Raw genomic sequence first — 24,720 nt, 5'->3', positions numbered from 1 at the left:
TTCCTGCGCGTCATCCGACGCGCCTTATGACAGCTCTAGCTACGCAGCAGGGCCACCGCGACGCTGGGCTCTGGCGAGGCGTCGAAGCGCGCCAGGGACCAGCCGGACGCGGCGGCCAACGCCTCGACCGACTCGCGGGTGAACTTGCGCGAGCTTTCCGTGTGGATCGTCTCGCCGGCCATGAAGCGGAACGGATGGTCGCCGATGCGTGCGGTCGTCGGTTCCAGCGCCTTGAGGTGCATCTCCATCCGGGACGCCTCGGCGTTCCAGACGGCGCGGTGGGCGAAGGCGTCGAGGTCGAAATCGGCGTCCAGCTCGGCGTTGGCGCGCACCAGGACATTGCGATTGAAGGCGGCGGTGACGCCCCGGCTGTCGTCATAGGCGGCGACCAGGGTCCCCGCGTCCTTGACCAGATCGACGCCCAGGATGAACAGCGCCCCCTCCCCCAGCATGCGTCGCGCGGCGGCCAGGAAACGCTCGGCCTCGACCGGTTCCAGATTACCGATGGTCGAGCCGGGGAAGAAACCGATGCGCCGACCCTGCGGCAGATCGTCCGGCAAAGGCGCCAGATGTTCGAAATCGCCCAGCACCGGCTGGACCCGAAGGCCGGGATAGTCGGCCCGGATGCGGGTCGCGGCGTCCGACAGGGCGGATTGGCTGATGTCCAGCGGCACATAGGCGGCCAGGTCGGGCGCAGCATCCAGCAGGATGCGCGTCTTCTCGCTGGCGCCCGAGCCGAACTCTATCAGAACCGCGTCCGGACCGAACTCGGCGGTCAGGGCGGCGGCGCGGTCGCGCAGCAGGGCCGTCTCCTGCCGGGTCGGATAGTATTCCGGCAGGGCGGTGATCTCTTCGAACAGGCGCGACCCCTCGGCGTCGTAGAACCATTTGGGCGGCACGGCCTTCTGGTCGCGCGACAGGCCTTCGACCAGGTCGCGCCTGAAGGCGGCGGTCTGATCGTCGTCGGCGGCGGCGGCCCGGTCGCGGGGCGCGTCTTCGGCCAGTCTCAAGCCCATGAAGGCCCACCTCTGTTGGGGATAGAAGAAATTGCGATACGTCAAACGGGCATGATCGGACGGCGTGGCGAAGGCGCCGCCGCGCAGAACCATCTGATTGGCCATGAACTTGCCGTTGTATTCCGCCGCCGTGCCCGACGTCGGCTGGAAGCCCGGGTATGGGGCGTAGGCGCTGGACGTCCACTGCCAGACCTCGCCGGACAGATTTGAAAAAGCGTCGACGGCCGTGGTCGCGGCGTGCTCCCACTCGGCCTCGGACGGCAGGCGTTTGCCGGCCCAGCGGGCATAGGCGTCGGCCTCGTAGAAGCTGACGTGACGCACCGGAGCGGCGGAATCGACAGGCGCGCGGCCGGTCAGCCCCATCACGGTCCAGTCGTCGCCGTCGCGGCGCCAGTAGAGGGGCGCGGTCCAGCCCTCGGCCTTGACCGTGGCCCAACCGTCGGACAGCCACAGGTCCGAACGGGCGTAGCCGCCGTCCGCGATGAAGGCGAGCCAGTCGCCGTTGGTCACCAGATCTGCGGCCAGGGCGAACGGCTCCAGCCAGACCTTATGCGCCGGTCCTTCGTTGTCGAAGGCGAAGCCCGCGCCGCCATGGCCGATCGTGACCAGACCGCCGTCGAAGGCGACAACGCCGCCGCGCGCCGGATCGAGCGGCTCAAGGCGCGGCTCGACCGCATAGGAAGCCGGGTCCAGCGGCGAGCGGGACATCAGGTTCAGCAGGTCCATCAGGAACAGCTCCTGATGCTGCTGATCGTGGTGCAGGCCCAGTTCGAACAGATAGCGCTGAAGCCCGCTGGACGGCCCCTCCGCCAGCCAGGCGGTCATGCGCCGGTCGATCTCGCGGCGATAGGACAGCACCTCATCGACCGATGGGCGGGTCATCAGCCCGCGCTCGGCGCGCGGCACCCGCTCGCCCAAGGCCTCATAGTAGGAGTTGAACAGCTGCTGGAAGCGCGGATCGACCGGGCGGTAATCCGGGTCCGACGCCAGGATCAGGGCTTCGAAGAACCAGCTGGTGTGGGCCAGATGCCATTTGCCGGGGCTGCAGTCGGGCATGGACTGGGCCGACAGGTCCTCGGCCGACAACCCCTCCGCCAGGGTGGGCATGGCGGCCCGAACGGCCCGAAACCGCGCCACGTCCGACGCCGCCCGCGTATCGGGCTCGAAGCGAGCATTCATGTCAGCCGATCCGTCCAGCGCAGCCCCGATGCCCCACCGGGCGTCGCATCGTTCAATGTGGTCGAACGTCACGCCACGGGCGGGGTTCCCGGTGATTTGGGAAGCGTTGCCCCAAAATCAACGGGCGGGCCGACCTCCGTGCTTGGCGTATTCCAGCCGGGCGATGGTGCGATTGTGAACCTCGTCCGGGCCATCGGCGATCCGCAGGGTACGCACCGTGGCATAGAGTTCGGCCAGGGGCGTGTCGCCCGAGACGCCGGCGCCGCCGAACGCCTGGATGGCGTCGTCGATGATCTGAAGCGCCATGCGCGGCGCCGCGACCTTGATCTGGGCGATCTCGGAACGGGCGTTTTTGGCCCCCGCCTGATCCATCATCCAGGCGGCCTTCAACACCAGCAGGCGGCACATCTCGATATTGGTGCGGGCGTCGGCGACGCGCTGTTCCCACACCGAATGTTCGGCCAGCTGCTTCTTGAACGCCGTCCGGTTCAGCAACCGCACGACCATCAGCTCCAGCGCACGCTCGGCCGCGCCGATCACGCGCATACAGTGGTGGATGCGGCCGGGACCGAGCCGCCCCTGGGCGATCTCGAACCCCCTGCCCTCGCCGGCGATCAGGTTCTCGACCGGCACGCGCACGTTTTCCAGCACCACCTCGGCGTGGCCGATGGGCCGTTCGTCATAGCCGAACACCGACAGCATCCGCTCGACGCGGAAGCCGGGCGTGTCCACGGGCACGATGACCTGCGACTGCTGGGCGTGGCTGGCGGCGTCGAAGTCGGTCTTGCCCATGACGATGGTCATGGCGACGTTCGGGTGCGCCATATTGGTCGACCACCATTTGCGGCCGTTGACGACATAGTGGTCGCCGTCGCGCTCGATCCGGGTCTGGATATTGGTGGCGTCGGACGAGGCGACCTCGGGCTCGGTCATCAGGAAGGCCGAGCGGATTTCGCCGGCCATCAGAGGCTTCAGCCAGCGGTCCTGCTGGGCGGCGTCGCCGTACATATAGAGCACTTCCATATTGCCGGTGTCGGGGGCGTTGCAGTTGAACACCTCCGACGACCACAGATGAGCGCCCATCATCTCGGCCAGGGGCGCATAGTCGAGGTTGGTCAGGCCCGCGCCCCCATTCTCACCTTCATGGCCGCCCGGCAGGAACATGTTCCACAGGCCAGCCTCGCGCGCGGCGGCCTTCATCGCCTCCATGACCGGCGGCTGTCGGGTCGAGTCCTCGCGCACCTGGGCGAAATACTCAGCCTCGCGCGGGATCACCTGTTCGTCGAGGAAACGGCGCACGCGGGCGTGCCAGTCCAGGGCGCGGTCGGAATGTTTGAAGTCCATGGCGTTATCCTCTGTCCCGTTCGCGTCTCTGCCGGACGCTCGATACGAAAACGGCGCGGCCCCGATCGGGAGCCGCGCCGCCATAATTGGTCGTTCAGACCGGCATCAGCGCTTCAGCAGCGGAGCCAGTTTCTGGGCGATCATCATGTCGCCGGCGATCTTCAGCTTGCCCTGCATGAAGGCCATCATCGGATCCAGCTTGCCTTCCGACAGGGCCATGAAGTCATCCCACTTCATCGAGACGGTGGCGTCGGCGGGCTTGTCTTCGTTCGTCACCGTGTTCGGCACCGAGGCGCCGTCGATGTAGATCTTGCCCTCGTCGCCGAGGTCGAGCTTCACGGTCTTGCCCAGACCGGAGTTGTCGCCGACGGCGCCGCGGATGTGTTCGGTGACTTGTGCGAGATCGGGCATTGGGGGCGTCTCCCTAAAAGGACGTTGTGAACTACGGGTTAGCCCGCATCGACGAGGGCGCCAAGATCACGTCGGGTAAAGCTCGCATCACTTCTCCGGATCGCCGTCCCGAAACCGCCATTTCATGGCCAGCACGGCCGAGGCCATGACCAGGGCGCAGGCGTTGGCGATGGTCACGGGCCAGGCCTGGGTCATGGCGCCATAGACGACCCACAGCGCGAAACAGGTCACCGTCAGGGAATAGGTCTTCAGACTGACCGAGGACGCATCCCGCTCCTTCCAGATCTTGATCGCCTGGGGCGCGAAACTGGTCACGGAGCAGACGGCGGCGGCTGAGCCGACCACATTGGCGATCAGGTCGCTCATTTCACGCTCGCCTGCTGGATCATGAAGGCCCAACAGCGCGCGGTCGATCAAGGTTCCTGAGCGACCGGCGCCAGCAGCGGCGCGACGTCGCGCACGCCGTTCAGCGAGGCGGGAAAGCCTGGCGCGGCCCGCTGCGGGCCCAACTGTTCGAAGGCGTGGCCCAGCGCCAGCACCCGCGCGTCCTGCCATTTGCCGCCGATGACGCTGAGCCCGACCGGCAGGCCGCCCACCTGTCCCATCGGCACGGTCAGATGCGGATAGCCCGCCACGGCCGGCAGGGTCGAGGCCGACCCCAGATAATGGTCGCCGTTGACGATGTCGGTCGTCCAGGCCGGACCCGTCGTGGGCGCGATCAGGACGACGACGTCATTGTCCTTCATCAGCCGGTCGATCCCCTCGACGCCCGCCAGGCGCAACGAGGTCTCGCGCGCGGTCACATAGGCCGGGTCGGTCAGACCGCCCGTCGCCTCGGCCTTCTCGAACAGATCCTGGCCGAACAGGGCCAGCTCGCGCGGCGTCGCACTGTTGAAGGCGATGACATCGGCCAGGGTGCGGGTCTTGACCTGGGCCGCGTCCGTGGTGGCGAGATAGGCGTTCAGATCGACCTTCAGCTCGGTCAGCAGCACGGTCAGTTCGGCGCCGCCGATGGCCCCCATGTCCGGCCCGTCCTTGATGTCGACCAGAACGGCGCCCGCCTGACGCATCCGCTCCAGATTGGCGTCGAAAACCGCGTCCGTGCCGGTGGAATAGCCGGTCAGGAAACGGGCCACGCCGATACGAACGCCGATCAGGCTCGCGCCCTCCAGCGCCGCAGCATAGTCGGTCTTGCGCGCGTCCGCCTCGACCGTCGCCGGGTCGGCGGGGTCGGAGCCGGCGATGACGTTCAGCACCAGGGCCGCGTCCCGGACCGTGCGGGTCATCGGCCCGGCCGTGTCCTGGCTGTGGCTGATGGGCACGATGCCGGTGCGCGACACCAGACCCACCGTCGGCTTGAACCCAACCAGACCGTTGATCGCCGCCGGACAGGTGATCGAACCGTCCGTCTCGGTCCCGATGGCCACGATGGCGAAGCCCGCCGCCACCGCCGCCCCCGAACCCGAGGACGAGCCGCAAGTGTTGCGATCGCGAGCGTACGGATTGCGCGTCAGCCCGCCCACGGCGCTCCAGCCGCTGATCGAGTTGGACGAGCGGATATTGGCCCATTCCGACAGATTGCTCTTGCCGATCAGCACGGCCCCCGCCTGGCGCAGGCGGGTCGTGATCGGCGCGTCGCGGTCCGGCTGGTTTGCGGCCAAGGCCAGCGAGCCCGCCGTCGTCGCCATGCCGCGCGCCTCGACATTGTCCTTGATGACCAGGGGTACGCCGTCCAGCGGCAGGGTCCGCCCGGCGATCCGCCGCGCATCCGACGCGCGCGCCTCGTCCAGCGCGGCGGGGTTGATGGCGATCAGGCTGTTGATCGCCGGGCCCGGATCGCCGAACCGGCCTTCGACGTCATAGGTGCGGATCTGGCTGAGGAAGAACCCCGTCATCTCCTCCCACGACCCATAGGGCGTGCGTTCGCGCTGCACCCAGGCGATGTCCGCGTTCGGCGGCGGAGGCGGCGCGGGAATATGCGCCGAGGCCAGCGGCGCCCCGCTGGATAGGATGACGGCGAACACGCCGGCCAGAAGCTTGGTCTTCGACATGTTCGCCCCCGCGAAGTCTTTGGCCGTCAGTCAGCCGTCTCGGCGCGCTTGCCGATGGTGCGATCCAGGAAGTCCAGATAGGTCCGCCATTGCTGCAACTGGCGCGGATCGCCCCGCACGCCGTGCCGCTGGCCCGGATACAGCATCATCTCGAACGGCACGCTCTTGGCCTGCAGCGCATCGATGACGCGGGTCGCATTGCCGAAGATGACATTGTCGTCGGCCATGCCGTGCAGGATCAGCAGATGACCCGTCATGTCGTCCAGGCGCGGCAGGATGTCGGTGGCGGCGTAACCTTCCGCGTTGTCCTGCGGCGTGGACATGTACCGTTCGGTGTAATGGGTGTCGTAAAGGCTCCACTCCGTCGGCGCCGCACCCGCCAGGGCCGCCGCCAGGTCCGCATCCTTGTCGGTCAGGGTCAGCAGGCTCAGGAAGCCGCCGAAGCTCCAGCCCATCACCGCGATATGGTCGCCATCGACGTAAGGCAGGGTCTTCAGCCATTGGGCGGCCTGGGCCTGATCCTCGACCGCCGGAATGCCCAGGCGTCGATAGATGCTGGTCTCGAACGCCTGCGACCGATCCCCCTCGCCGCGATTGTCGACGCGGAAGACGATATAGCCCGCCTCGGTCAGCAACTGGTTGGTCAGCGGCTGCCAGCTCTTCTGCACGCCCGCGCCCGTGCCCGGTCCGCCATAGACCTGCATCACCACCGGATATTTCTTGGCCGGATCGAAGTCGGGCGGCGTCGTCATGCGCCAGACCAGGGTCTGGCCGTGGCTCTGCATCGTGCCGAACTCGGGCGCGCGCAGGCGCGAGACATAGGGGGTGAAGGGGTGTGCGGCGTCGAGCCTGTTCTCCTCGATCCAGCGCACGCGCGTGCCGTCGATCCGATACAGGGCCGATTGCGGCGGGGTGGCGGGATCCGAATAGTTGCCGACATAGGCCGTCGCCGGCCCGTTGACCGACACGTTCCACCAGCCGCCGCCCGGCGTCACCGCGACCGGATCGACCGTGCGGTTCAGATTGGCGCGGAACATCTGCTGTTCGATCGGCAGTTCCTCGCCGTCGCGCATCGAGGCGGTGAAATAGACGTCGCCGGTCTGCTCGTTGACGCCGTCCAGATGTTTGACCGGATAGTCGCCGCGCGTGATCGCCCGCAGCCGCCGCCCGTTGCGGTCGTACAGATACAGGTGCCGCCAACCGCTGTCCTCGTTGGACCAGATGAACCGGCCGTCCGCCAGCACGCGGAAGTCGTTGTTCAGATCGACCCAGGCCTCGGCCTTCTGACTCAGGATCACGCGCGACGCGCCCGTGGTCGGATCGACGCTCAGCAGGTCCAGCGTCTTCTGGTCGCGCGACTGGCGCTGGACATACAGGGTCTTGCCGTCGCCGGCCCAATCGACCCGCGCCAGATAGATGTCGGTGTTGGACCCCAGGTCCACCTTGACCCGCGCGCCGCTCTGCAGATCGCGCACATAGAGTTCAACCACCGCATTGGGCCGGCCGGCGCGCGGATAGCGCTGCTCGACCATGGTCGCGCCGGCGCCGGTGATCTCGAAGCGCGGCACGATGTCCACCGAGCTTTCGTCCACGCGCGTCAGGGCGATGTAGCGTTCGTCCGGGCTCCACCAGTAGCCGGTGTCGCGGTCCATCTCCTCCTGGGCGATGAACTCGGCCGTGCCCCACGAAATCAGGCCGGCGCCGTCGTCGGTGATCGGCGTCTCCTTGGCCGTCGCCAGGTCATAGACGACCAGGTTCTGATCGCGGACATAGGAGACATAGCTGCCCTTGGGCGAGACCTTGGCGTCGATCTCGTCGGCGGGCGTCTCGGTCAGGCGACGCACCTTGCCGTCGGCCCGGTTGGCCAGGAAGATGTCGCCCTCCAGCGGCGCCAGGATGTAGCGCCCCTGCTGGTCCCACGAATATTCGACCACGCCGCGCGCGCTGATCCGCATCCGCTCGCGCCGGGCCTTTTCGGCCTCCGACAGCTCGCCTGCATCGGGAACCAGGGCCTGGGCGTCGATCAGCTTGTAGGGTTCGCCCTCGCCTGTTGGCGCCGCCCACAGATCCTGAACGTCCACATTGTCTTCGCGCGAACGCAGGAAGGCGACCAGCTGCCCGTCCGGCGACAGACTGACCCCCTTGGCCACCGGCCCGTTCAGGCTTGGGCTGGAGAACACCCGCTCGGGCGTCAATATGTTGGAGGGCGTCTCCTGGGCGAGTGCGGAACCGGCCGAGAGGAGGATGGTCGAAGCAAGAAGGACTGTGCGCATGGTCGGTGACGCTAGCGGCGCTTCTGCAAGCCGTCACGAGGAAAAGTGGTCGCCGGGCGAAAGGCTTTTCCTTCCCTGCGAAGGGTTCTCATATTAGATAGCGCACGATGACCGACGCCGCCCTCTCCCCCGCTCCCGTCAAAGCCAGCCCGTTCAACGAACTGGAGGTCCTGTGGGTCCGCCACTGGACCGACAGCCTGTTCAGCTTCGGCGTTAAACGGCCCGAGGATTTCCGCTTCCGCTCGGGCGAGTTCGTGATGATCGGCCTGCCCGGCGAGGACGGCGGCAAGCCCGTTCTGCGCGCCTATTCCATCGCCAGCCCCTGCTGGGCCGAGGAGCTGGAGTTCTTCTCCATCAAGGTCGCCGACGGCCCCCTGACCTCGCGCCTGCAAAAGATCGTCGCCGGCGACACCGTCCTGATGGGCAAGAAGCCGACCGGCACCCTGGTTCTGGACGCCCTGACCGGCGGCGAGCGCCTGTTCCTTATCGGCACGGGCACCGGCCTGGCGCCCTGGCTGAGCGTGGCGCGCGATCCCGACACCTATGCCCGCTTCGGCCATGTCTATGTGATCCACACGGTCCGCAGCGTCGCCGACCTGGCCTATCGCGACTTCTTCACCCGCGAGATCCACGACGACCCGCTGATCGGCGACGAGGCGAAGGCGCAACTGACCTATTATCCGACCGTCACGCGCGAAGATTTCGAAACGCCCAGCCCCTTGAAGAAGGGCCGCATCACCGACCGCATCAAGTCCGGCGACTTCTTCCGCGACCTGGGCCTGCTCGAAGGCTTCGACCCCGCCCGCGACCGCGTCATGCTGTGCGGCTCCATGGCCATGATCAAGGAAGCCGGCGAACTGCTGAAGACTTATGGGCTGAAGGAAGGCTCGAACGCCGAACCCGCCGACTATGTGTTGGAACGCGCCTTCGTCGGTTGACGGTCTTGGCTTGCGCGGCCTGAGCGGCTAACCCCACGGCCATGCACCACCCTGCTCTTGTCGCCGTCGATCCCCGCGTCGATCCCGCCGAATGCCAGTCCATGGCCGACGTCCGCCAGGGCGTCGACGCCCTGGACCGCGCCCTGGTCGCCCTGCTGGCCGAGCGCCAGCGCTACATGGACGCCGCCGCCCGCATCAAGCCCGACCGCGACGCCGTCTTCGACCAGGCCCGCATCGACGACGTGGTCGCCAAGGTCCTGGTCTCGGCCGAAGCGCACCATCTGTCGCCCGACATCGCCGAACCTGTCTGGCGCCTGCTCATCGACCGCTGCATCGCCCACGAATTCGCTGCGTACGACCGGACTCGCAGCTAGGCGCTGGTCCGCCAGCCATCCTATCTGCGTGAAAAGTTCGGCCTGAATTCAACCGACTAGGTCACGCCAGCGTCAATCGATCTAACACGGGTTCCGGGCGCCCTATAATGCGCGCCGGTCTTTGACATCACTGCTCGCCGCCGAAGTTGCACTTTCTTGCACCTTGCACTGTTTTTTCGAGTGCAGTGCAACTTCGAACCGCCCAGCCCCTAGCCCTTCAGGCCACGCAGCATCAGTTCGTGACGATAGGCCGCGACATCCGCCAGCGCCGCCTGGAGCGCGTCGCGGACCCGCTCCAGCGCCGGCGCCGCCAGCGTCTGATCCGCCGCTTCCGCCTCGGCGCAGATCGCCGCCAGGTCTCGCGCGCCGATGCCCGCCGCCGCACCCCGGATCGTATGGACGCCGTCGCGCCAGCCCTCGGCCTTGGGATCAAGCATGACGGACCAGAGCCCCGCCTGGTTGACGAACAGGCCCAGCACCTCCTCGTTGATGGCGTCGTCGCCGCCCGTCATGCCGTTCAGCACGGCGAAATCGACCGCCCCCGTCAGATCGCGCAACGCCATCAGGCCGCCGTCTCCTCGCCCTTGGCCAGGCGCGAGTTCTTGGACGACCACAGCAGATAGATGGCGATCCCGATCACATTCCAGACCACAAAGCCGATCTGCGTCACCGGCTTCAGGCTCAGGAAGAAGATGATACAGCCGATCACGCTGACCGCGCCCACCAGCGGCCACAACGGCGCCTTGAACACCCGCTTGCGGCCCGGCTCGCGGATGCGCAGCACGATCAGGCACACCCCGACCGAACAGAAGGCCCCCAGCGTCCCGGCGTTCGCCAGCGACGCCAACTCGTCCAGCGGCAACAGGCCCGCCAGGATCGCCACCACCACGGCGGTGAACACCGTCACCACCGCCGGTACGCCCCGGCTCGACACCTTGGCCAGGCGACGCGGCAACAGGCCGTCGCGCGCCATGCCCAGGAAGATGCGGCTCTGGCCGAACAGGAAGGCCAGCAGCACGGTCGGCAGGGCGATCACCGCCGCCGCCGCAATCCATTGGGCCGCCGTCCCCTGCCCCATCTCACGCAGAATCAGCGCCAGCGGTTCAGGGCTGTCGGCGAAGGTCGCCACCGGCCGCGCGCCGATGGCTGCAGCCGCCACGACCAGATACAGCGCCGTGCAGATCAGCATGGAGCCGACGATGCCGATGGCCAGGTCGCGCTCGGGCTTCTTGGTCTCTTCCGCCGCCGTCGAGATAGCGTCGAACCCATAGAAGGCGAAAAAGATGATCGCCGCCGCCGCCATCACCCCGGTCTGTACGAAGGGCGCGCCGAAGCCGTTGGGCATGAAGGGCGTGAAATGCTCGGGCTTGAACGCCGGCAGGGCGATGGCCACGAACACCACCAGCGCCGCGATCTTGATCAGCACCAGCACCGCGTTCAGCGTCGCGCTTTCCTTGGTGCCCAACAGCAGCAGACCCGTCACCACCCCGATGATGGCCACCGCCGGAAGGTTGATGATCCCGCCCGCATGCGGCCCGGCCACCAGCGCCAGCGGCAGGTCGATCCCCAGCCCGCTCAGGAAACCGACGGCGTAGCCCGACCAGCCCACGGCCACGGCGCTGACCACCAGCGAATATTCCAGGATCAGACTCCACCCCACGACCCAGGCGATCATCTCGCCCAGCACGGCATAGGAATAGGTATAGGCGCTGCCCGCCGCCGGCATCATGGTCGACAGTTCGGCATAGGCCAGGGCCGCGCAGGCGCAGACCAGACCCGCCAAACCAAAGCTGATCAGCACCGCCGGCCCCGCCAGCCCCGCCCCCACGCCGATCAGCGTCAGTATGCCGGTGCCGACGATGGCGCCCACGCCCAAGGCCAGCAGATGCGGCCAGCTCAGCGTCGGCTTCAGCCGCGGTCCGTCGTGCGGCGCCATCATGACATCGATCGACCGACGCCGGTTCCAGAAGGCCATGAAACGCGCTCCCCCGCCGCTTGCCGCGGCTGATTCCACGCGGACCATACCCCGTCGCAGAAAGTTTGCGAAAGCGCTTGCCAACCCTGCCCCCGCTGGGTAGTAGGAGCGCCCTTCGGCAAGGCCTCTGGCCCCCGAAGACGCAGACGATCGGTCGGGTGATTAGCTCAGTTGGTAGAGCAGCTGACTCTTAATCAGCGGGTCGTAGGTTCGAACCCTACATCACCCACCATCGTCTTTCCTTCCAACAATCCGGTTCCTGCGCCTTAGCTCTTGCTATTGGCCGTCCTGCCGCTAGGAACCCGGCTCCCCTGCCTGGAGCCCTGCCATGACGGCGACGACACCGATGACCATCGGCATCGACTTCGGCACGACCAATACGGTCGTCGCCCTGACCGATGAGCACGGCATCGCCCGGCTGGTGACCTTCGACGCGGTCGAGGGCCAGACGACCACCTTCCGCTCGGCGCTCAGCTTCCAGATCCATCAGGGCGTGGACGGTCAGCCGCCCGAGCGCGTCGTCGAGGCCGGTCCCTGGGCCATCGCCGCCTATGTCGAGGATCCGCTGGAGACCCGCTTCATCCAGTCGTTCAAGACCTTCGCCGCCAGCGCCGCCTTCACCGAGACCCGTATCGACAATCGTCGCTACGCCTTCGAGGACCTGCTGGCCGCCTTCCTGCTGCGCCTGCGCCACCATGCGGGCGACGAACTGGCGAACACCCCGCCCGCCGTTATCGTCGGCCGCCCCGTCACCTTCGCAGGCGGCAATCCCGACGAGACCCTGGCCCTGTCACGCTATCAGACGGCGTTCGAGCGGCTGGGCTTCACCGACATCCGCTATGCGCACGAGCCGGTGGGCGCCGCCTTCTATTTCGCGCGCACGCTGAAGCAGGACGCCACGGTTCTGGTCGCCGACTTCGGCGGCGGCACCAGCGACTTCTCCATCATCCGGTTCGAGCGGACGGATGACGGCCTGCGTTCGACGCCTCTGGCGCGCTCAGGCGTGGGCGTGGCGGGCGACGCCTTCGACTATCGGATCATCGACCAATTGGTCTCGCCCGAACTGGGCAAGGGCGGCCTCTACAGCTCGGTCGGCAAGCAGCTGCCGATCCCGCAGCGGTATTATTCCGCCTTCGCGCGCTGGGATCAGTTGGCCCTGCTGCGCGCGTCGCGGGATATGCGCGACATCCGATCCTTGGCCCGCACGGCGCTGGAGCCGGAGAAGATCGAACGCCTGATCGAGGTGCTGGACGACAACCACGGCCATGACCTGTACCGCGCCGTGTCCACGCTGAAGATGGCCCTGTCGGCCGAGGAGACCGCCACCTTTCTGTTCCAGGCCAGCGGCGTCCATATCGAAAAGCCGGTCGCCCGCGCCGATTTCGAACGCTGGATCGCCCCGGAACTGGCCGCCATCGAAGGCGCGGTGGATGAGGCCATGGCCCGCAGCGGCCTGGGCCCCGACGCCATCGACCGGGTCTTCCTGACCGGCGGCACCTCCTTCGTGCCGGCCGTGCGCGCCATCTTCCAGAGCCGTTTCGGCGCCGAGCGGATCGAGACCGGCGGCGAGTTCGAATCCATCGCCGCCGGCCTGGCCCTGATCGGCCGCGAGCTGGATCTGGATTTGTGGAGCGAGAAGGCGGGTTGAGCGGCCCGCCCATACCGTTGGAATTGACACCGGTGACATCAATGATCGAAGGTTGGTTCGGGACCGAGCACGCCTGAACCGGATGCAAGACCGGATGGCGGCCATGGAGGAACGCTCATGAGATCCATCGACCGCCGCACCGCCCTGACCGGCCTTCTGGGAGGCGTCGCCGCCGCCGCCCTGCCCGTCCGCGCCGCCTTCGCCCAGACCAACGAGGAGGCCGCGCCCCTGGGTCGCGAATGGGCGTCCATGAAATGGCGTCGCGGGATCGAGGGCCAGCGGATGGCCGATCTGGGGAACGGGACCTTCCTCAACCCGATCATGTCGGGCGACCATCCCGATCCGTCGATCCTGAAGGACGGCGACGACTACTACATGACCTTCTCCTCGTTCGAGTCGGTGCCGGGCATCCATATCTGGCACTCGCGCGACCTGGTGAACTGGCAGCCGGTGATCGCGGCCCTGACCACCAATATCGGCTCGGTCTGGGCGCCCGAGCTGATCAAGCACGAGGGCAGGTTCTACTGCTACATCCCCGCCCGCTTCCCCGAATACCGCTCCAACTACGTCATCTGGGCGGACCGGATCGAAGGGCCGTGGAGCGAACCCATCGACCTGAAGATCCCGGCCAACATCGATCCCGGCCATATCGTCGGCGAGGACGGCAAACGCTATCTGTTCCTGAACGGCGGCGACCGGGTCAAGCTGACCGACGATGGTCTGGCCACCGACGGCCCGCTGGAAGAGCGGGTTTATGACGCCTGGCGCTATCCAGAGGACTGGATCGTCGAAGGCCGCGCCCAGGAAGGCCCTAAGCTGCTGAAGCACGGCGACTATTTCTACATGATCACCGCCATCGGCGGCACGGCCGGCCCGCCCACCGGCCACATGGTCATCGCCGCGCGGTCCAAGTCGATCAACGGCCCGTGGGAAGACTGCCCGCACAACCCCATCGTCCGCACCGCCTCGGGCGCCGAGAAATGGTGGTCGCGCGGCCACGCCACCCTGGTCGAGGGACCGACCGACGGCGACTGGTGGATGGTCTATCACGGCTATGAAAACGCCTATTGGAGCCTGGGCCGCCAGACCCTGCTGGATCCCATCGAATGGACCGACGACGGCTGGTTCCGCGCCAAGGGCGGCGACCTGTCCCAGCCCATCGCCAAGCCCCGGGGCGGCGACGCCGTGCCGCACGGCATGGCCCTGTCGGACGACTTCTCGACCGACAAGTTCGGCATCCAGTGGAGCTTCTACGATCCGCAGCCGAACGAGAAGGATCGCCTGCGCCGCGAGAACGGCGTCCTGCACATGCGCGCCAAGGGCAAGGCGCCGGTCAACTGCTCGCCCCTGACCTTCGTCCAGGGCGAACAGGCCTATGAGATCGAGTGCGAGGTCGAGATCGATCCCGGCGCGGTCGCCGGCCTGATCCTGTTCTACGACCGCGCCCTGTATGCCGGCCTCGGTTTCGACGCGACCCGCTACGTCACCCACCAGTACGGAATCGAGCGCGGACGACCGACAAATCCGCACGGGCGGCGGATGTTCATCCGCCTGACCAACGCCTACCAGAACGTCTATTTCGACACCTCCGGCGACGGCGTGACTTGGAACCGGTTCGACCGGGGCATGGAGGTCTCGGGCTATAACCAGAACGTCCGGGGCGGCTTCATGATGCTGCGCCCCGGCATCTACGCCGCCGGCGAAGGCGAGGTCCGGTTCAAAAACTTCAAGTTCCAGGCGCTCTAAGGCCGCCTCTCAGAACCCCTGCGCCCGCGCCACCCGTTCGGCGTGGAAACCGGCGTCGCCCAGCAGTTCGTTCAGCACCCGCACCCGCTTCAGGAACAGACCGACGTCGAACTCGTCGGTCATGCCCACGCCGCCGTGCATCTGGACCGCCTCCTGCACCGCCAGTTCGGCGACGCGGCCCGCCTTGGCCTTGGCGATGGAGGCCGCCAGCGATGCATCCTCACGCCCCTCGTCGATGGCCAGTTGCGCGCCGATCGTCGCCGCCCTTGCCAGCTCCAGCTCCGAGAACAGGTGCGCGGCCCGGTGCTGCAACGCCTGGAACTCGCCGATCAGCTTTCCAAACTGCTTGCGGGTCCGCAGATAGTCCAGCGTCGTCTTGAACGCCTGATCGCCGGCGCCCGTCAGGCTGGAGGCCGCACAGGCGCGCCCCAGGCTCAGCGCGCCGTCCAGCAACGCCTCCCCGCCCCCGACCGCGCCGATCACCGCGTCCGCATCGACCGCCACGTCGCTCAGCGTAATCCGCGCGGCGTTGTGCGCATCGACCATCATCGTGCGCTCGACCGCGACGCCCGCCGTCGCCGGATCGACCAGGAACAGCGTCGTCCCTTCATCCGCCGTCGCTGCCACGATCAGGGCGTCGGCCACATGGCCGTCCAGCACGAAGGCCTTGGCCCCGTTCAGCTTGAACCCGTTGCCCGCCCGCTCGGCCCGCGTGGCGATCCGCGACGGCGCGTGCTTGGCGCCTTCGTCCACCGCCAGGGCCAGGATGGCCTCGCCGGCCGCGATCCGGGGCAGCCAAGCCTGCTGCGCCTGCGACCCGCCCTCGATCAGCACCTTGGCCGACAGAATGGACGACCCCAGATACGGCGAAGGCGTCAGGGTGCGCCCCAGGCTCTCGGCGATCACCCCCGCCTCCACAGCGCCCAGCCCCATGCCGCCCAGCGCCTCGGGAATGATGACGCCGGCGAAACCCATCTCGCCGAACGCCCGCCACAGGTCGCGCGACACCCCGTCGGCGTCGCGTCCGTCCCGCAGTTTCCTCAGATGCGCGATCGGCGCCCGTTCGTTCAGGAAGCCGTCGGCGGCGTCCTGCAACATCGTCTGTTCTTCGGTCAGGATCAGCGGCATTTTCGTCCCGGGGCTGTATGGCGGAAGATCCCCTCCACCACTTCGTGGTCCCCCTCCCCACTGACGTGGGGAGGAGACGGTCTCCTCCCTGTCGCGAAGCGATGGGGAGGTGGCGCGGCGCATCTTGCGCCGTGACGGAGGGGCTCTAGGCGCCCGGCAGTTGCAGCAGGTGTTTGGCGATGATGTTCAACTGAACCTCGCTGGTGCCGCCCTCGATGGAGTTGGCCTTGGTCCGCAGCCAGTCGCGCGCCGTCTTGCCGTCATGCGACCGCTCGCCCTCCCACTCCAGCGCATCGGACCCGCCCGCCGCCATCAGCAGCTCATGCCGCCGCTTGTTGAGCTCGGACCCATAGTATTTCAGCATCGAGGCGATGGCCGGATGCGCCTGTTTGGCCTTCACCTGATCGCCCACCCGCTCCATCGCCAGGCGGAAGGCGGCGGCGTCGATCTCCAGATCCGCGATCCGGGCGCGCAGCATCGGCTCGTCCAGCCGCCCGGTCTCGTCCGCGCCTATGGCGTCCAGCGCCACCTGCCCGACCGGCCGCCCGCCCCCGACCTCGCCCATGGCGCCGATCATCGTCCGCTCGTGCGCCAGCAGATATTTGGCCACGTCCCAGCCCCGGTTCAGCGTCCCGACCAGGTTCTCCTTCTCCACCCGCACATCGTCGAAGAAGGTCTCGCAGAAGGGCGACTTGCCGCTGATCAGGGTGATGGGCCGCGTCGTCACGCCCGGCGTCTTCATGTCGAACAGCACGAAACTGATGCCCAGGTGCTTGGGCGCCTCCGGGTCCGTCCGCACCAGGCAGAAGATCCAGTCGGCCTTGTCGGCATAGGAGGTCCAGATCTTCTGGCCGTTGACGATCCAGTGGTCGCCCCGATCTTCGGCCCGCGTCTGGATGGCGGCCAGATCAGAACCCGCGCCCGGCTCGGAATAGCCCTGGCACCATCGGATCTCGCCGCGCACGATCTCGGGCAGGAAGCGCTTCTTCTGTTCTTCGGTCCCGAACGCCAGCAGCGCCGGGCCCAGCATCCAGACGCCGAAACTGGCCAGGGCCGGCTGCGCCTTGATGCGCCGCAGTTCCGAGGCCAGCACCTTGGCCTCCTCGCGGCTCAGCCCCCCGCCGGCGTATTCCGCTGGCCATTCCGGCGCGGTCCAGCCGCGTGCGCCCATCCGCTCCAGCCACAGCCTGTGCGCCGGCGTCTTGAACGTGGCGTCGCGCCCGCCCCAGATCATCTCATCGTCGGCCATCGGCCCGCGACATTCGGCCGGGCAGTTCGCCTCCAGCCAAGCACGCGTCTCGGCGCGGAATCGCTCCAGATCGGTCATTCCTCGTCTCCCATGGCGTGCGTCGCTGACCGGCCGAAACCGATGCGAGACATCGTTGGGAGAGAGCTTATCCGCGAAATCCCCGCCTTAGAAAGCGAAACCTGAATGCCGATCACTTAGCTGACGTAACGTCAGATCAGGCCGTGCCCCTTGGGCAGTTCGGCGTAGCGGTGAACCCGCGTCGCCATCACCAGGCCGAACCCGATCATCACCGTCAGCATCACGGTGCCGCCATAGGACAACAGCGGCATCGGCACGCCCACCACGGGCGCCAGCCCCATCACCATCGCCCCGTTGATCAGCACATACAGCGCAAAGGTCGCCGTCACCCCCGACGCCGCCAGCCGTCCGAAATGGCTGTGCGACAGCGAGGCGATCCGCAGGGAAATCAGGATGATGGCGGCGTAACATGCCAACAGGGTGAAGGTGCCGACGAACCCGAACTCCTCGGCGAAGGCGGCGAAGATGAAGTCGGTCTGGCGCTCGGGCAGGAACTCCAGCTGGCTCTGGCTGCCCAGGCCGAAGCCGCGCCCCAGCAGGCCGCCCGAGCCCATGGCGATCTTGGACTGCACGATCTGATAGCCCTTGTCCGACATGTCGGCCTCGGGGTTCAGGAAGGTCAGCACGCGGTGGCGCTGATAGTCGTGCATGCCGAACATGACATAGGGCGGCACCAGCACCGCCGCCGCCACGATCAGCGGCACGATGGCCCGCCAGCTCAGGCCGGCCGCGAACATGATCGCCGCACCCGTCATGCCGATCAGCATGGCCGACCCCAGGTCCGGCTGGTGCGCCACCAGGATGAAAGGCAGGCCGATGATCCCGACCGGGAAGATCAGCTTCCAGTGGAAACTCGCCTCCTTGGCCGAGGCCCCGTGATACCAGCGCGCCAGGGCCAGCACGACGCCGATCTTCATGATCTCGGACGGCTGGATGCGGGTAAAGCCCAGGTCCAGCCAGCGCGTCGCCCCCAGGGCGTGATACCCCAGCGGCGTCTCCACCAGCGCCAGCAGCAGCAGCGCCACCCCATAGATCGGATAGGCCAGGGCGAACCAGTAGCGGATGTTGATCATCGACAGCATCAGCATCAGCGCCAGACACATGCCGAACCGGATCAGGTGTTTCGCCGCCCACGGCGACCACGATCCGCCGGCCACCGAATACAGCATCAGCGCCCCGGTCCCCGCCACGACGCACAGCAGCGCCGTCAGCCGCCAGTCGATCTGGCCGAGCTTGGTCGAGACGCGTTCGCGCTCGCCGGGGCGTGACAGGGCCGAAGCGGTCATCCGCGCGGCTCGGACAGATAGGGGCGCGGACCGCTGGTGGCGGTCGGCGCTGGGCGCGAGGGTCGCGAGGGCGGAGCCGCCGTCTCCTCGGGTTCCGGCGGGGCCACGCCTTCCAGCGCCGCCGCCTCTGCGGAGGCCGTCGGCTCAGGCGGAGGCGGCCGGGTCATGCGCGCCACCATGTCGGGATCCTTCAGCAGGGCCGTCCGCATGATCTCGCGCGCGCGCGGGGCCGCAGCCGTGGCGCCGCCCAGGCCGCCATGTTCGATGATGACCGCGATGGCGTAGCGGGGCTCGTCCACCGGCGCGAAAGCCACGAACAGATTGTGGTCCTTCAGAGCCCAGACGTTCGACTTGCGCGAACCCGTGCCATAGTTGCGGACCTGGGCCGTGCCGGTCTTGCCGGCCATCTTGATGTCGCCCAGGCCCAGCTGGCTCTGGCGATACGCCCCGCCGCCGACGTCATTGGCCACCGCCACCATGCCTTGGCGGACATATTCGATGTGGGCGGGATCGAATGGCAGATCGGGGACTTCGGCGCCGCTGGGCTGCTCCACGCCGCCGACCGACTTGATCAGCCGCGGCATGATGGACTTGCGCGCATTGGCGAACCGCGCGGTCGTCACCGCCAGCTGCAAGGCGGTCACATTGACATCGCCCTGGCCGATCGCCACCGACAGGGTCTCGCCCGGATACCAGACGCGCGAATCCGGATTGGGATTGTTGCGATTGTAATTGGCCTTCCAGGCGCGGCTCGGAATGCTGCCGGTCTTCTGATTGCCGACCCCGATATCGTAGGTCTGCATATAGCCGATCTTCTTGGCGACTTCCTGGATCTTGTCGACGCCGGCGCGGTTGCACATGTGGTAGAAATAGACGTCGCACGAGGTCTTGATGGCGTCGTGCATGTTCACCGGCCCGTGTCCGCCCGGCTTCCAGCACCGGAACGTCCGACCGCCATAGCGATAGCCGCCGGAGCAGTGCACCCGCTCGTCCGGATTGACCCCGGCCTCCAGCAGGGCCAGCGACGTCGTCAGCTTGAAGGTCGATCCGGGGTGGAAGACCCCGCCGATGGCCTTGTCCAACAGCGGCTTGCGCTCGTAGTCGGCCAAGGCGCGATAAACGTTCGACGGAATCCCGCCCACGAACATGTTGGGATCGAACGACGGCGACGACACCATGCAAAGGATGTCCCCGTTGCGGACGTCCATCACGACGCAGCCGCCAGATTCCTCGCCAAAGACCTCCAGGGCCCGGTTCTGAACGTCTGCGTCCAGCGTCAGCACGACTTCCTGCCCCGGGACAGCAGGCCGGGAGCCGCCGATGTCCTCGGCCACCACGCGGCCCCGCGCATCGACCTCGACACGATTGCCGCCGGGTTCGCCGCGCAGCGAGACATCCAGCGCCTTTTCAACACCCTGGCGGCCAATGCGGAAACTGGGATTGAACAGGAGAGCCGAAGGCTCCTCGCCTGCATCACGGATCGCCTTGACGTCGCGGTCCGACACCTTGGCCACATAGCCGATGACGTGGGCGAAGGCGCCGCCGAACGGGTAATAGCGGGCCTCGTTCATGTCGACCATCACGCCGGGCAGTTCGTTGGCGTACTGATTGACCTTGGCGAACTCTTCCCAGGTCAGGTCGCTCTTGACCGGCACGGGATTGAACTTGGACGACGCATTGACGTCGCGGATGATGGCGCGGCGGCGCTCCAGCGTGTCGGGCAGCAGCCGGCCCAGCAGGTCCAGCGTCTTGTCCAGATCCTTGGTCTCGTCGCGCACGACCAGCACCCGGAAGCTGGGGCGGTTGCCGGCGATGACCACGCCGTTGCGGTCCTTGATCAGGCCGCGCGGCGGCGGGACCATGCGGAAGTTGAACTGGTTCTGCGACGACAGGGTCGCATATTCCTGGGCCTGCACGACCTGCAACTGGCCCAGCCGGCCGATCAGCGCCGCGACCCCCAGCGCCGTCGCGCCGCCCAGTACGAAAGTCCGCCGCAGGAACGACCCCTGCCGCTCGTTGACGTCCGCAAAGAAGATGGAGGGTTCGCCGCTCATCGGAACCGAATATCCCCGTCGTCGAACCGTTCCATCATCCAGTTGGCGATGGGGAACAGGATCAGGGTGGGCAGGATCTGGCCGACCAGCGACAGGATCGACGGCGCATTGCCGGCGCGCAGCGTGACGATCACATAGGCCAGCAGGAAGCCTCCCAGGGTGCAGGCGGCATAGGCGCCGAACCGGATCACCCCCTCATGCCCCGCCAGCAGATTGCGCGACAGCAGGACCGCCCCATAGACTGCCATCAGACACAGCGGCCACAGGCCCAGCGGCGCATTCCAGAACAGGTCCAGGAACAGTCCCACCAGGAACAGCACCGCCGGCGCCGTCATCGACGGCCGGATCAGCGGCCAGGCGAAGGCCAGCACCATCGGAAAGACCGGCTCGGGCAGATGCAGGCCGAACAGCTGAAGCGGCGTGCCCAGAACGACCGTAGCGGCGATCGCCGCCAGGGCCGGATAGACGATCCATTGCAGAGGTCCGACGACGCGGACCGCGACCGGCCGTCTCAAGTCGCGCCCTCCGGCGTTTGGGCCGGGGCTGCGGCCGGGGAGGTTTCGGCGGGCGTCGCGGGCGGCGTCCGGGTCGGGGTCGGGACAGGCGTGCTGGTGCGTGCGGCAGGGCGCGCCGCGGGTGTCGCAGGCCGGGTCGCAGGCGGCGTGGCGGCGGGCGTGACCGGCGCGGCGGCCGCCCTCGCCCGCTCGGCCTGAGCCTGAGCCTGCTGGGTCGAAAGGCGACGGGCGGCGGCGTCGCCGATGGCGGCGGCCTCAGCGGCGCTGGGCTCAGGCGCGGTGGCCAGACCCGCCAGCGGCGGTGCGTTCAAGGCGTCTGGGCTGACCAGCTGGCCGAAGTTCTGGAACAGCAGCACGCGGACATAGTCCACCGCGCCGTGGTCGCTGAACAGTTTGACGCGCCATATCCCGTCGATCCCCTTGGCCGCCACCCCGACCGGCAGGCCGCGCGGCAGCCCGCCGCCGTCGCCGGAACTCAGGATGCGGTCGCCCGCCTGGATCGACCCCGCCCCGCGCACGAACTCAAGGCGCGGATTGTCCCCGCCGTCGCCGGTCAGCATGGCGCGCGCGTCGGTGCGCTCGATCATGACGGGGGTGCGCGACGCCACGTCCGTCAGCAGGACCATCCGGCTGACACCGCTGGTCACGCCGGTGATGCGGCCGACCAGACCGTGTTCGGTGATGACCGGATTGCCGATCCGCACGCCCTTGGCCGAACCGACGTCCAGCAGTTTGGCGCGATTGAACGGCCCGCGCGCGTCTGAGATCGCCCGTCCCGTCGCCATGGCCACCGCCGGTTCGGTGCGCAGCCCCAGCAGGGCCTCATAGCGGCCGTTGACGTTCTTCAGCGCGATCGCTTCATCCCGCCAGCCGCGCAGTTCGGCGATCTCGGCCTTCAGCCGGCGGTTCTCGGACACGGCGAAGAAATAGCCGCCCACATAGTCTCGAACGGCGCCGCCCCAGCGCACCGGCGCGGCGAACACGCCGCCCACCGGACCGGCCGCCTGCTCGAACCCGCCGCGCACCGCGCCGACGCTGGACCCGCCATCCGGCGTCGTCCGGTCGCTGATCAACAGCAGGATCGCGCCGATCATGGCCACGACGACGACCACCGCGGCGGTCCACGCCAGCGGCACCTTCAGGTTTTCAAAAGGGCCGTCGCGAAACGCCACGGGCGACCTTCCAGTCAGAGGGGTTGGAATCGGCAGGAGCGCCCTGCCGTCATGCCTGCCTATCGCAAAATCAGGGCCGGAATGGAACCGTCGATCACGTCAGGGGCGAAACGATTGCGGCCAGGCTTTCGCCCGGCCGCGTCATACTTCTTAGAGGGCGGAGTCGAGCACGCCCTTCATCCAGCGCGGATGCTCCAGCACGCGACCGCAGCCGATGGCGACGCACGACAGCGGATCGTCCGCCACCGAGACCGGCAGTCCGGTGTGGTCGCGGATCTCGACGTCCAGGCCGCGCAGCAGGGCGCCGCCGCCCGTCAGCATGATGCCCTTGTCGGCGATGTCGGCGGCCAGTTCCGGCGGCGTGGCTTCCAGCGCGACCTTCACGGCCTCGATGATCTGCGTGACCGGCTCGGCCAGGGCTTCAGCGGCCTGGCGTTCCGAGATGCGGACCTCGCGCGGCACGCCTTGCATCAGGTCGCGACCCTTGACCTCGATCGACAAGCCTTCGCCGTCGGCCGGGATACGGGCGGTGCCGATGTCCTTCTTGATGCGCTCGGCGGTCGTTTCGCCGATCAGAAGGTTATGGTTGCGACGCATGTAGCTGATGATGCTGTCGTCCATCTTGTCGCCGCCGACGCGGACCGAACGCGAATAGACGATGCCCGACAGAGACAGGACGGCGACTTCCGTCGTGCCGCCGCCGATGTCGACGACCATCGAACCGGTCGGCTCGTGGATCGGCAGGCCGGCGCCGATCGCGGCGGCCATCGGCTCGTCGATCAGGCCCACCCGGCGGGCCGAGGCGTTCAGGCAGCTGTCGTTGATGGCGCGACGCTCGACCGCCGTGGCGCCCGAGGGCACGCAGACGATGATCTTCGGGTTCACGAAGCCCTTGCGGTTATGAACCTTGCGGATGAAGTGCTTGATCATCTCTTCGGCGACTTCGAAGTCGGCGATGACCCCGTCGCGCATCGGGCGGATGGCTTCCATGTGGCCCGGCGTGCGGCCCAGCATCTGCTTGGCCTCGATCCCCACGGCGTGAACGACCTTGCGGCCGCCGACGTTCCTCAGCGCCACGACCGACGGCTCGTTCAGGACGATGCCCTTGCCCTTCATGTAGATCAGGGTGTTGGCGGTGCCCAGGTCCATCGCGATGTCATTGGAGATCGCGCCGAAAAGGGAAAAACTCATGGGAATTGGTACCGTTGTTAGCTGGCAGGGCGTCTTCTGTTTCGCAGTCGACCTGGCGACGCCCCAACTGCCCTGACATCCCCACGCCGGGCAGTTCCTGATCGTATGCGCCACGCCTACTCAGGCCGGTTTGCCCTCATGTTCACGCGATTACAAGCCCTGATCACCGCCTCGTCAGATGCAGGCGTGGGCCGCTTCGTCCGTCATGCGCCGCAACCCTCGAAACGCTCCGATGACGGACGCCTGGGCGGGCGTCGCGGGTCAGTCGCCGCGCGCCGCCTCGCGCCGTCTCACGACCTCGCGCACCACCAGCATCAGCGCCAGCCAGGCCAGGGCGACGCCCGCCAGTATGGCCGAGGTCCAGATCCCGTCCCCGCTGACGGCCGTCATGAACGACCCGCCGAAGAAGGCCACCAGCGCCGTCTTGGGCAGCACCCCCAGAGCGCAGCCGCCCAGGAAGCCCACGAACGAGGCCCGCGCCGCCCCGAACGCCATATTGACGACGATGAAGGGCGCCGAGGGCACATTGCGGATCATGAAGCTGGCGTAGAAGGCGTTCTTGCCGACGAATCGCGTCAACCGCCCGACCGTCCGCCCCCCGTGCCGTTCCAGCAGTCGCGCCGTCGGCCCGCGCCCCAGCCAATAGGTGACGCCCGCCGACACCACGGTGGCGATCCAGCTGTACAGAAACCCGAACCACGGCCCGAACGCCACCACGCAGGCGGCGATCAGGATGAACTGCGGCGCGCCGAAGAAGGCCGAGACCGTGAACACCACGATGGCCGCCACCAGCCCCCACGGCCCCTGTCGGAACCCGGCCAGCCAGTCCTCCAGCCGCCCCTCGGCCTCCAGCCCCAGCTGGCTCTTGCCCACGGCGAACAGGGCGATCATCGCGCCCAGCAACAGGGCCGTCGCCAGCACGGCGCGCCAGCGGCGCGCCTCCATATTCGACAGAAAATCGATGATCCAGCGCATCAGAGGCGCCGCTTATCACCCCGTCCGTGCATTGGCGAGCGTCAGCGCATTGTCCCGCGCCGCGACCGCGCGTAAACAACCCCGCCCTCCCCAGGCAAGAATCTTCCAAAACCCACG

At 67.6% G+C, this 24,720-nt stretch carries 20 protein-coding genes and 1 tRNA gene; 5 read left to right on the top strand and 16 right to left on the bottom strand.

Annotation, left to right across the window (positions count from 1 at the left end; genetic code table 11):
• Positions 1-35: 35 nt before the first annotated feature.
• The 6 genes from egtB to ACODSC_RS04290 all read right to left on the bottom strand — a co-directional run bounded on the left by egtB (position 36) and on the right by ACODSC_RS04290 (position 8,274).
• The gene (egtB, locus tag ACODSC_RS04315) at positions 36-2,195 is read right to left on the bottom strand and encodes an ergothioneine biosynthesis protein EgtB (protein WP_488812085.1); all 2,160 of its coding nucleotides are present in this window, start codon (positions 2,193-2,195) and stop codon (positions 36-38) included.
• A gap of 117 nt (positions 2,196-2,312) precedes the next feature.
• Positions 2,313-3,539, bottom strand: a complete 1,227-nt coding sequence (locus ACODSC_RS04310; protein WP_488812083.1) for an acyl-CoA dehydrogenase family protein — start codon at positions 3,537-3,539, stop codon at positions 2,313-2,315.
• 105 nt (positions 3,540-3,644) lie between these two features.
• Positions 3,645-3,950: an SCP2 sterol-binding domain-containing protein gene (locus ACODSC_RS04305; RefSeq protein ID WP_135195860.1), complete on the bottom strand. Its 306-nt coding sequence runs from the start codon at positions 3,948-3,950 to the stop codon at positions 3,645-3,647.
• Between the two features lie 87 nt (positions 3,951-4,037).
• Positions 4,038-4,316, bottom strand: coding sequence for a SemiSWEET family sugar transporter (locus ACODSC_RS04300; RefSeq protein WP_476693768.1), 279 nt, complete (start codon positions 4,314-4,316; stop codon positions 4,038-4,040).
• A gap of 47 nt (positions 4,317-4,363) precedes the next feature.
• Positions 4,364-6,001, bottom strand: coding sequence for an amidase (locus tag ACODSC_RS04295; RefSeq protein WP_488812080.1), 1,638 nt, complete (start codon positions 5,999-6,001; stop codon positions 4,364-4,366).
• Positions 6,002-6,027: 26 nt separating this feature from the next.
• Positions 6,028-8,274 (bottom strand): S9 family peptidase, encoded by a 2,247-nt coding sequence (locus ACODSC_RS04290; protein ID WP_488812078.1) that lies wholly within the window; start codon positions 8,272-8,274, stop codon positions 6,028-6,030.
• A gap of 107 nt (positions 8,275-8,381) precedes the next feature.
• On the opposite strand from ACODSC_RS04290, the gene ACODSC_RS04285 reads away from it, so the two are divergent.
• Together ACODSC_RS04285 and ACODSC_RS04280 are read left to right on the top strand one after the other, a co-directional pair.
• On the top strand, positions 8,382-9,212 hold the full coding sequence (locus ACODSC_RS04285) for a ferredoxin--NADP reductase (protein ID WP_488812076.1): 831 nt from the start codon (positions 8,382-8,384) through the stop codon (positions 9,210-9,212).
• Positions 9,213-9,253: 41 nt separating this feature from the next.
• Positions 9,254-9,586, top strand: coding sequence for a chorismate mutase (locus ACODSC_RS04280; protein WP_488812075.1), 333 nt, complete (start codon positions 9,254-9,256; stop codon positions 9,584-9,586).
• 209 nt (positions 9,587-9,795) lie between these two features.
• Here the strand turns inward: ACODSC_RS04280 and ACODSC_RS04275 are convergent, their stop codons facing one another.
• Together ACODSC_RS04275 and ACODSC_RS04270 are read right to left on the bottom strand one after the other, a co-directional pair.
• A complete protein-coding gene (locus ACODSC_RS04275) occupies positions 9,796-10,149 on the bottom strand; it encodes an Hpt domain-containing protein (RefSeq protein ID WP_488812073.1) in 354 nt (117 codons plus the stop codon).
• Positions 10,149-11,561: an amino acid permease gene (locus ACODSC_RS04270; RefSeq protein WP_488812071.1), complete on the bottom strand. Its 1,413-nt coding sequence runs from the start codon at positions 11,559-11,561 to the stop codon at positions 10,149-10,151. Before ACODSC_RS04270 ends, ACODSC_RS04275 begins: the two co-directional genes overlap by 1 nt.
• Positions 11,562-11,717: 156 nt before the next feature.
• Here ACODSC_RS04270 and ACODSC_RS04265 point away from each other — a divergent pair.
• The 3 genes from ACODSC_RS04265 to ACODSC_RS04255 all read left to right on the top strand — a co-directional run bounded on the left by ACODSC_RS04265 (position 11,718) and on the right by ACODSC_RS04255 (position 14,955).
• Positions 11,718-11,793, top strand: a tRNA-Lys gene (locus ACODSC_RS04265).
• A 96-nt stretch (positions 11,794-11,889) separates the two neighbouring features.
• The gene (locus tag ACODSC_RS04260) at positions 11,890-13,209 is read left to right on the top strand and encodes an Hsp70 family protein (protein ID WP_488812069.1); all 1,320 of its coding nucleotides are present in this window, start codon (positions 11,890-11,892) and stop codon (positions 13,207-13,209) included.
• A 117-nt stretch (positions 13,210-13,326) separates the two neighbouring features.
• Positions 13,327-14,955: a family 43 glycosylhydrolase gene (locus ACODSC_RS04255; RefSeq protein WP_488812067.1), complete on the top strand. Its 1,629-nt coding sequence runs from the start codon at positions 13,327-13,329 to the stop codon at positions 14,953-14,955.
• A 9-nt stretch (positions 14,956-14,964) separates the two neighbouring features.
• Here ACODSC_RS04255 and ACODSC_RS04250 read toward each other — a convergent pair whose 3' ends face one another.
• The 8 genes from ACODSC_RS04250 to ACODSC_RS04215 all read right to left on the bottom strand — a co-directional run bounded on the left by ACODSC_RS04250 (position 14,965) and on the right by ACODSC_RS04215 (position 24,603).
• Entirely contained in the window at positions 14,965-16,083 is a 1,119-nt protein-coding gene (locus ACODSC_RS04250; protein ID WP_488812065.1) for an acyl-CoA dehydrogenase family protein, read from the bottom strand.
• Positions 16,084-16,228: 145 nt separating this feature from the next.
• The gene (locus ACODSC_RS04245) at positions 16,229-17,410 is read right to left on the bottom strand and encodes an acyl-CoA dehydrogenase family protein (protein WP_488812063.1); all 1,182 of its coding nucleotides are present in this window, start codon (positions 17,408-17,410) and stop codon (positions 16,229-16,231) included.
• A 131-nt stretch (positions 17,411-17,541) separates the two neighbouring features.
• Positions 17,542-18,696 carry a rod shape-determining protein RodA gene (gene rodA / locus ACODSC_RS04240; RefSeq protein ID WP_488812061.1) on the bottom strand — a complete coding sequence of 385 codons (1,155 nt, stop codon included), beginning with the start codon at positions 18,694-18,696 and terminating at the stop codon, positions 17,542-17,544.
• Positions 18,693-20,750, bottom strand: a complete 2,058-nt coding sequence (mrdA, locus tag ACODSC_RS04235; RefSeq protein ID WP_488812059.1) for a penicillin-binding protein 2 — start codon at positions 20,748-20,750, stop codon at positions 18,693-18,695. Before mrdA ends, rodA begins: the two co-directional genes overlap by 4 nt.
• Positions 20,747-21,265 (bottom strand): hypothetical protein, encoded by a 519-nt coding sequence (locus ACODSC_RS04230; protein WP_488812057.1) that lies wholly within the window; start codon positions 21,263-21,265, stop codon positions 20,747-20,749. The genes mrdA and ACODSC_RS04230 overlap by 4 nt, the downstream gene beginning before the upstream one ends.
• Entirely contained in the window at positions 21,262-22,437 is a 1,176-nt protein-coding gene (gene mreC, locus ACODSC_RS04225; protein ID WP_488812055.1) for a rod shape-determining protein MreC, read from the bottom strand. Before mreC ends, ACODSC_RS04230 begins: the two co-directional genes overlap by 4 nt.
• Before the next feature lie 150 nt (positions 22,438-22,587).
• Positions 22,588-23,628 (bottom strand): rod shape-determining protein, encoded by a 1,041-nt coding sequence (locus ACODSC_RS04220; RefSeq protein WP_017504801.1) that lies wholly within the window; start codon positions 23,626-23,628, stop codon positions 22,588-22,590.
• A 261-nt stretch (positions 23,629-23,889) separates the two neighbouring features.
• Entirely contained in the window at positions 23,890-24,603 is a 714-nt protein-coding gene (locus ACODSC_RS04215; protein WP_488812052.1) for a TVP38/TMEM64 family protein, read from the bottom strand.
• Between the last annotated feature and the right edge of the window lie 117 nt (positions 24,604-24,720).

The organism is Brevundimonas sp. FG128 (assembly GCF_057809775.1).
Note: the sequence above shows the minus strand (reverse complement) of the source record. Positions and strands in the feature narration are given on the sequence as shown.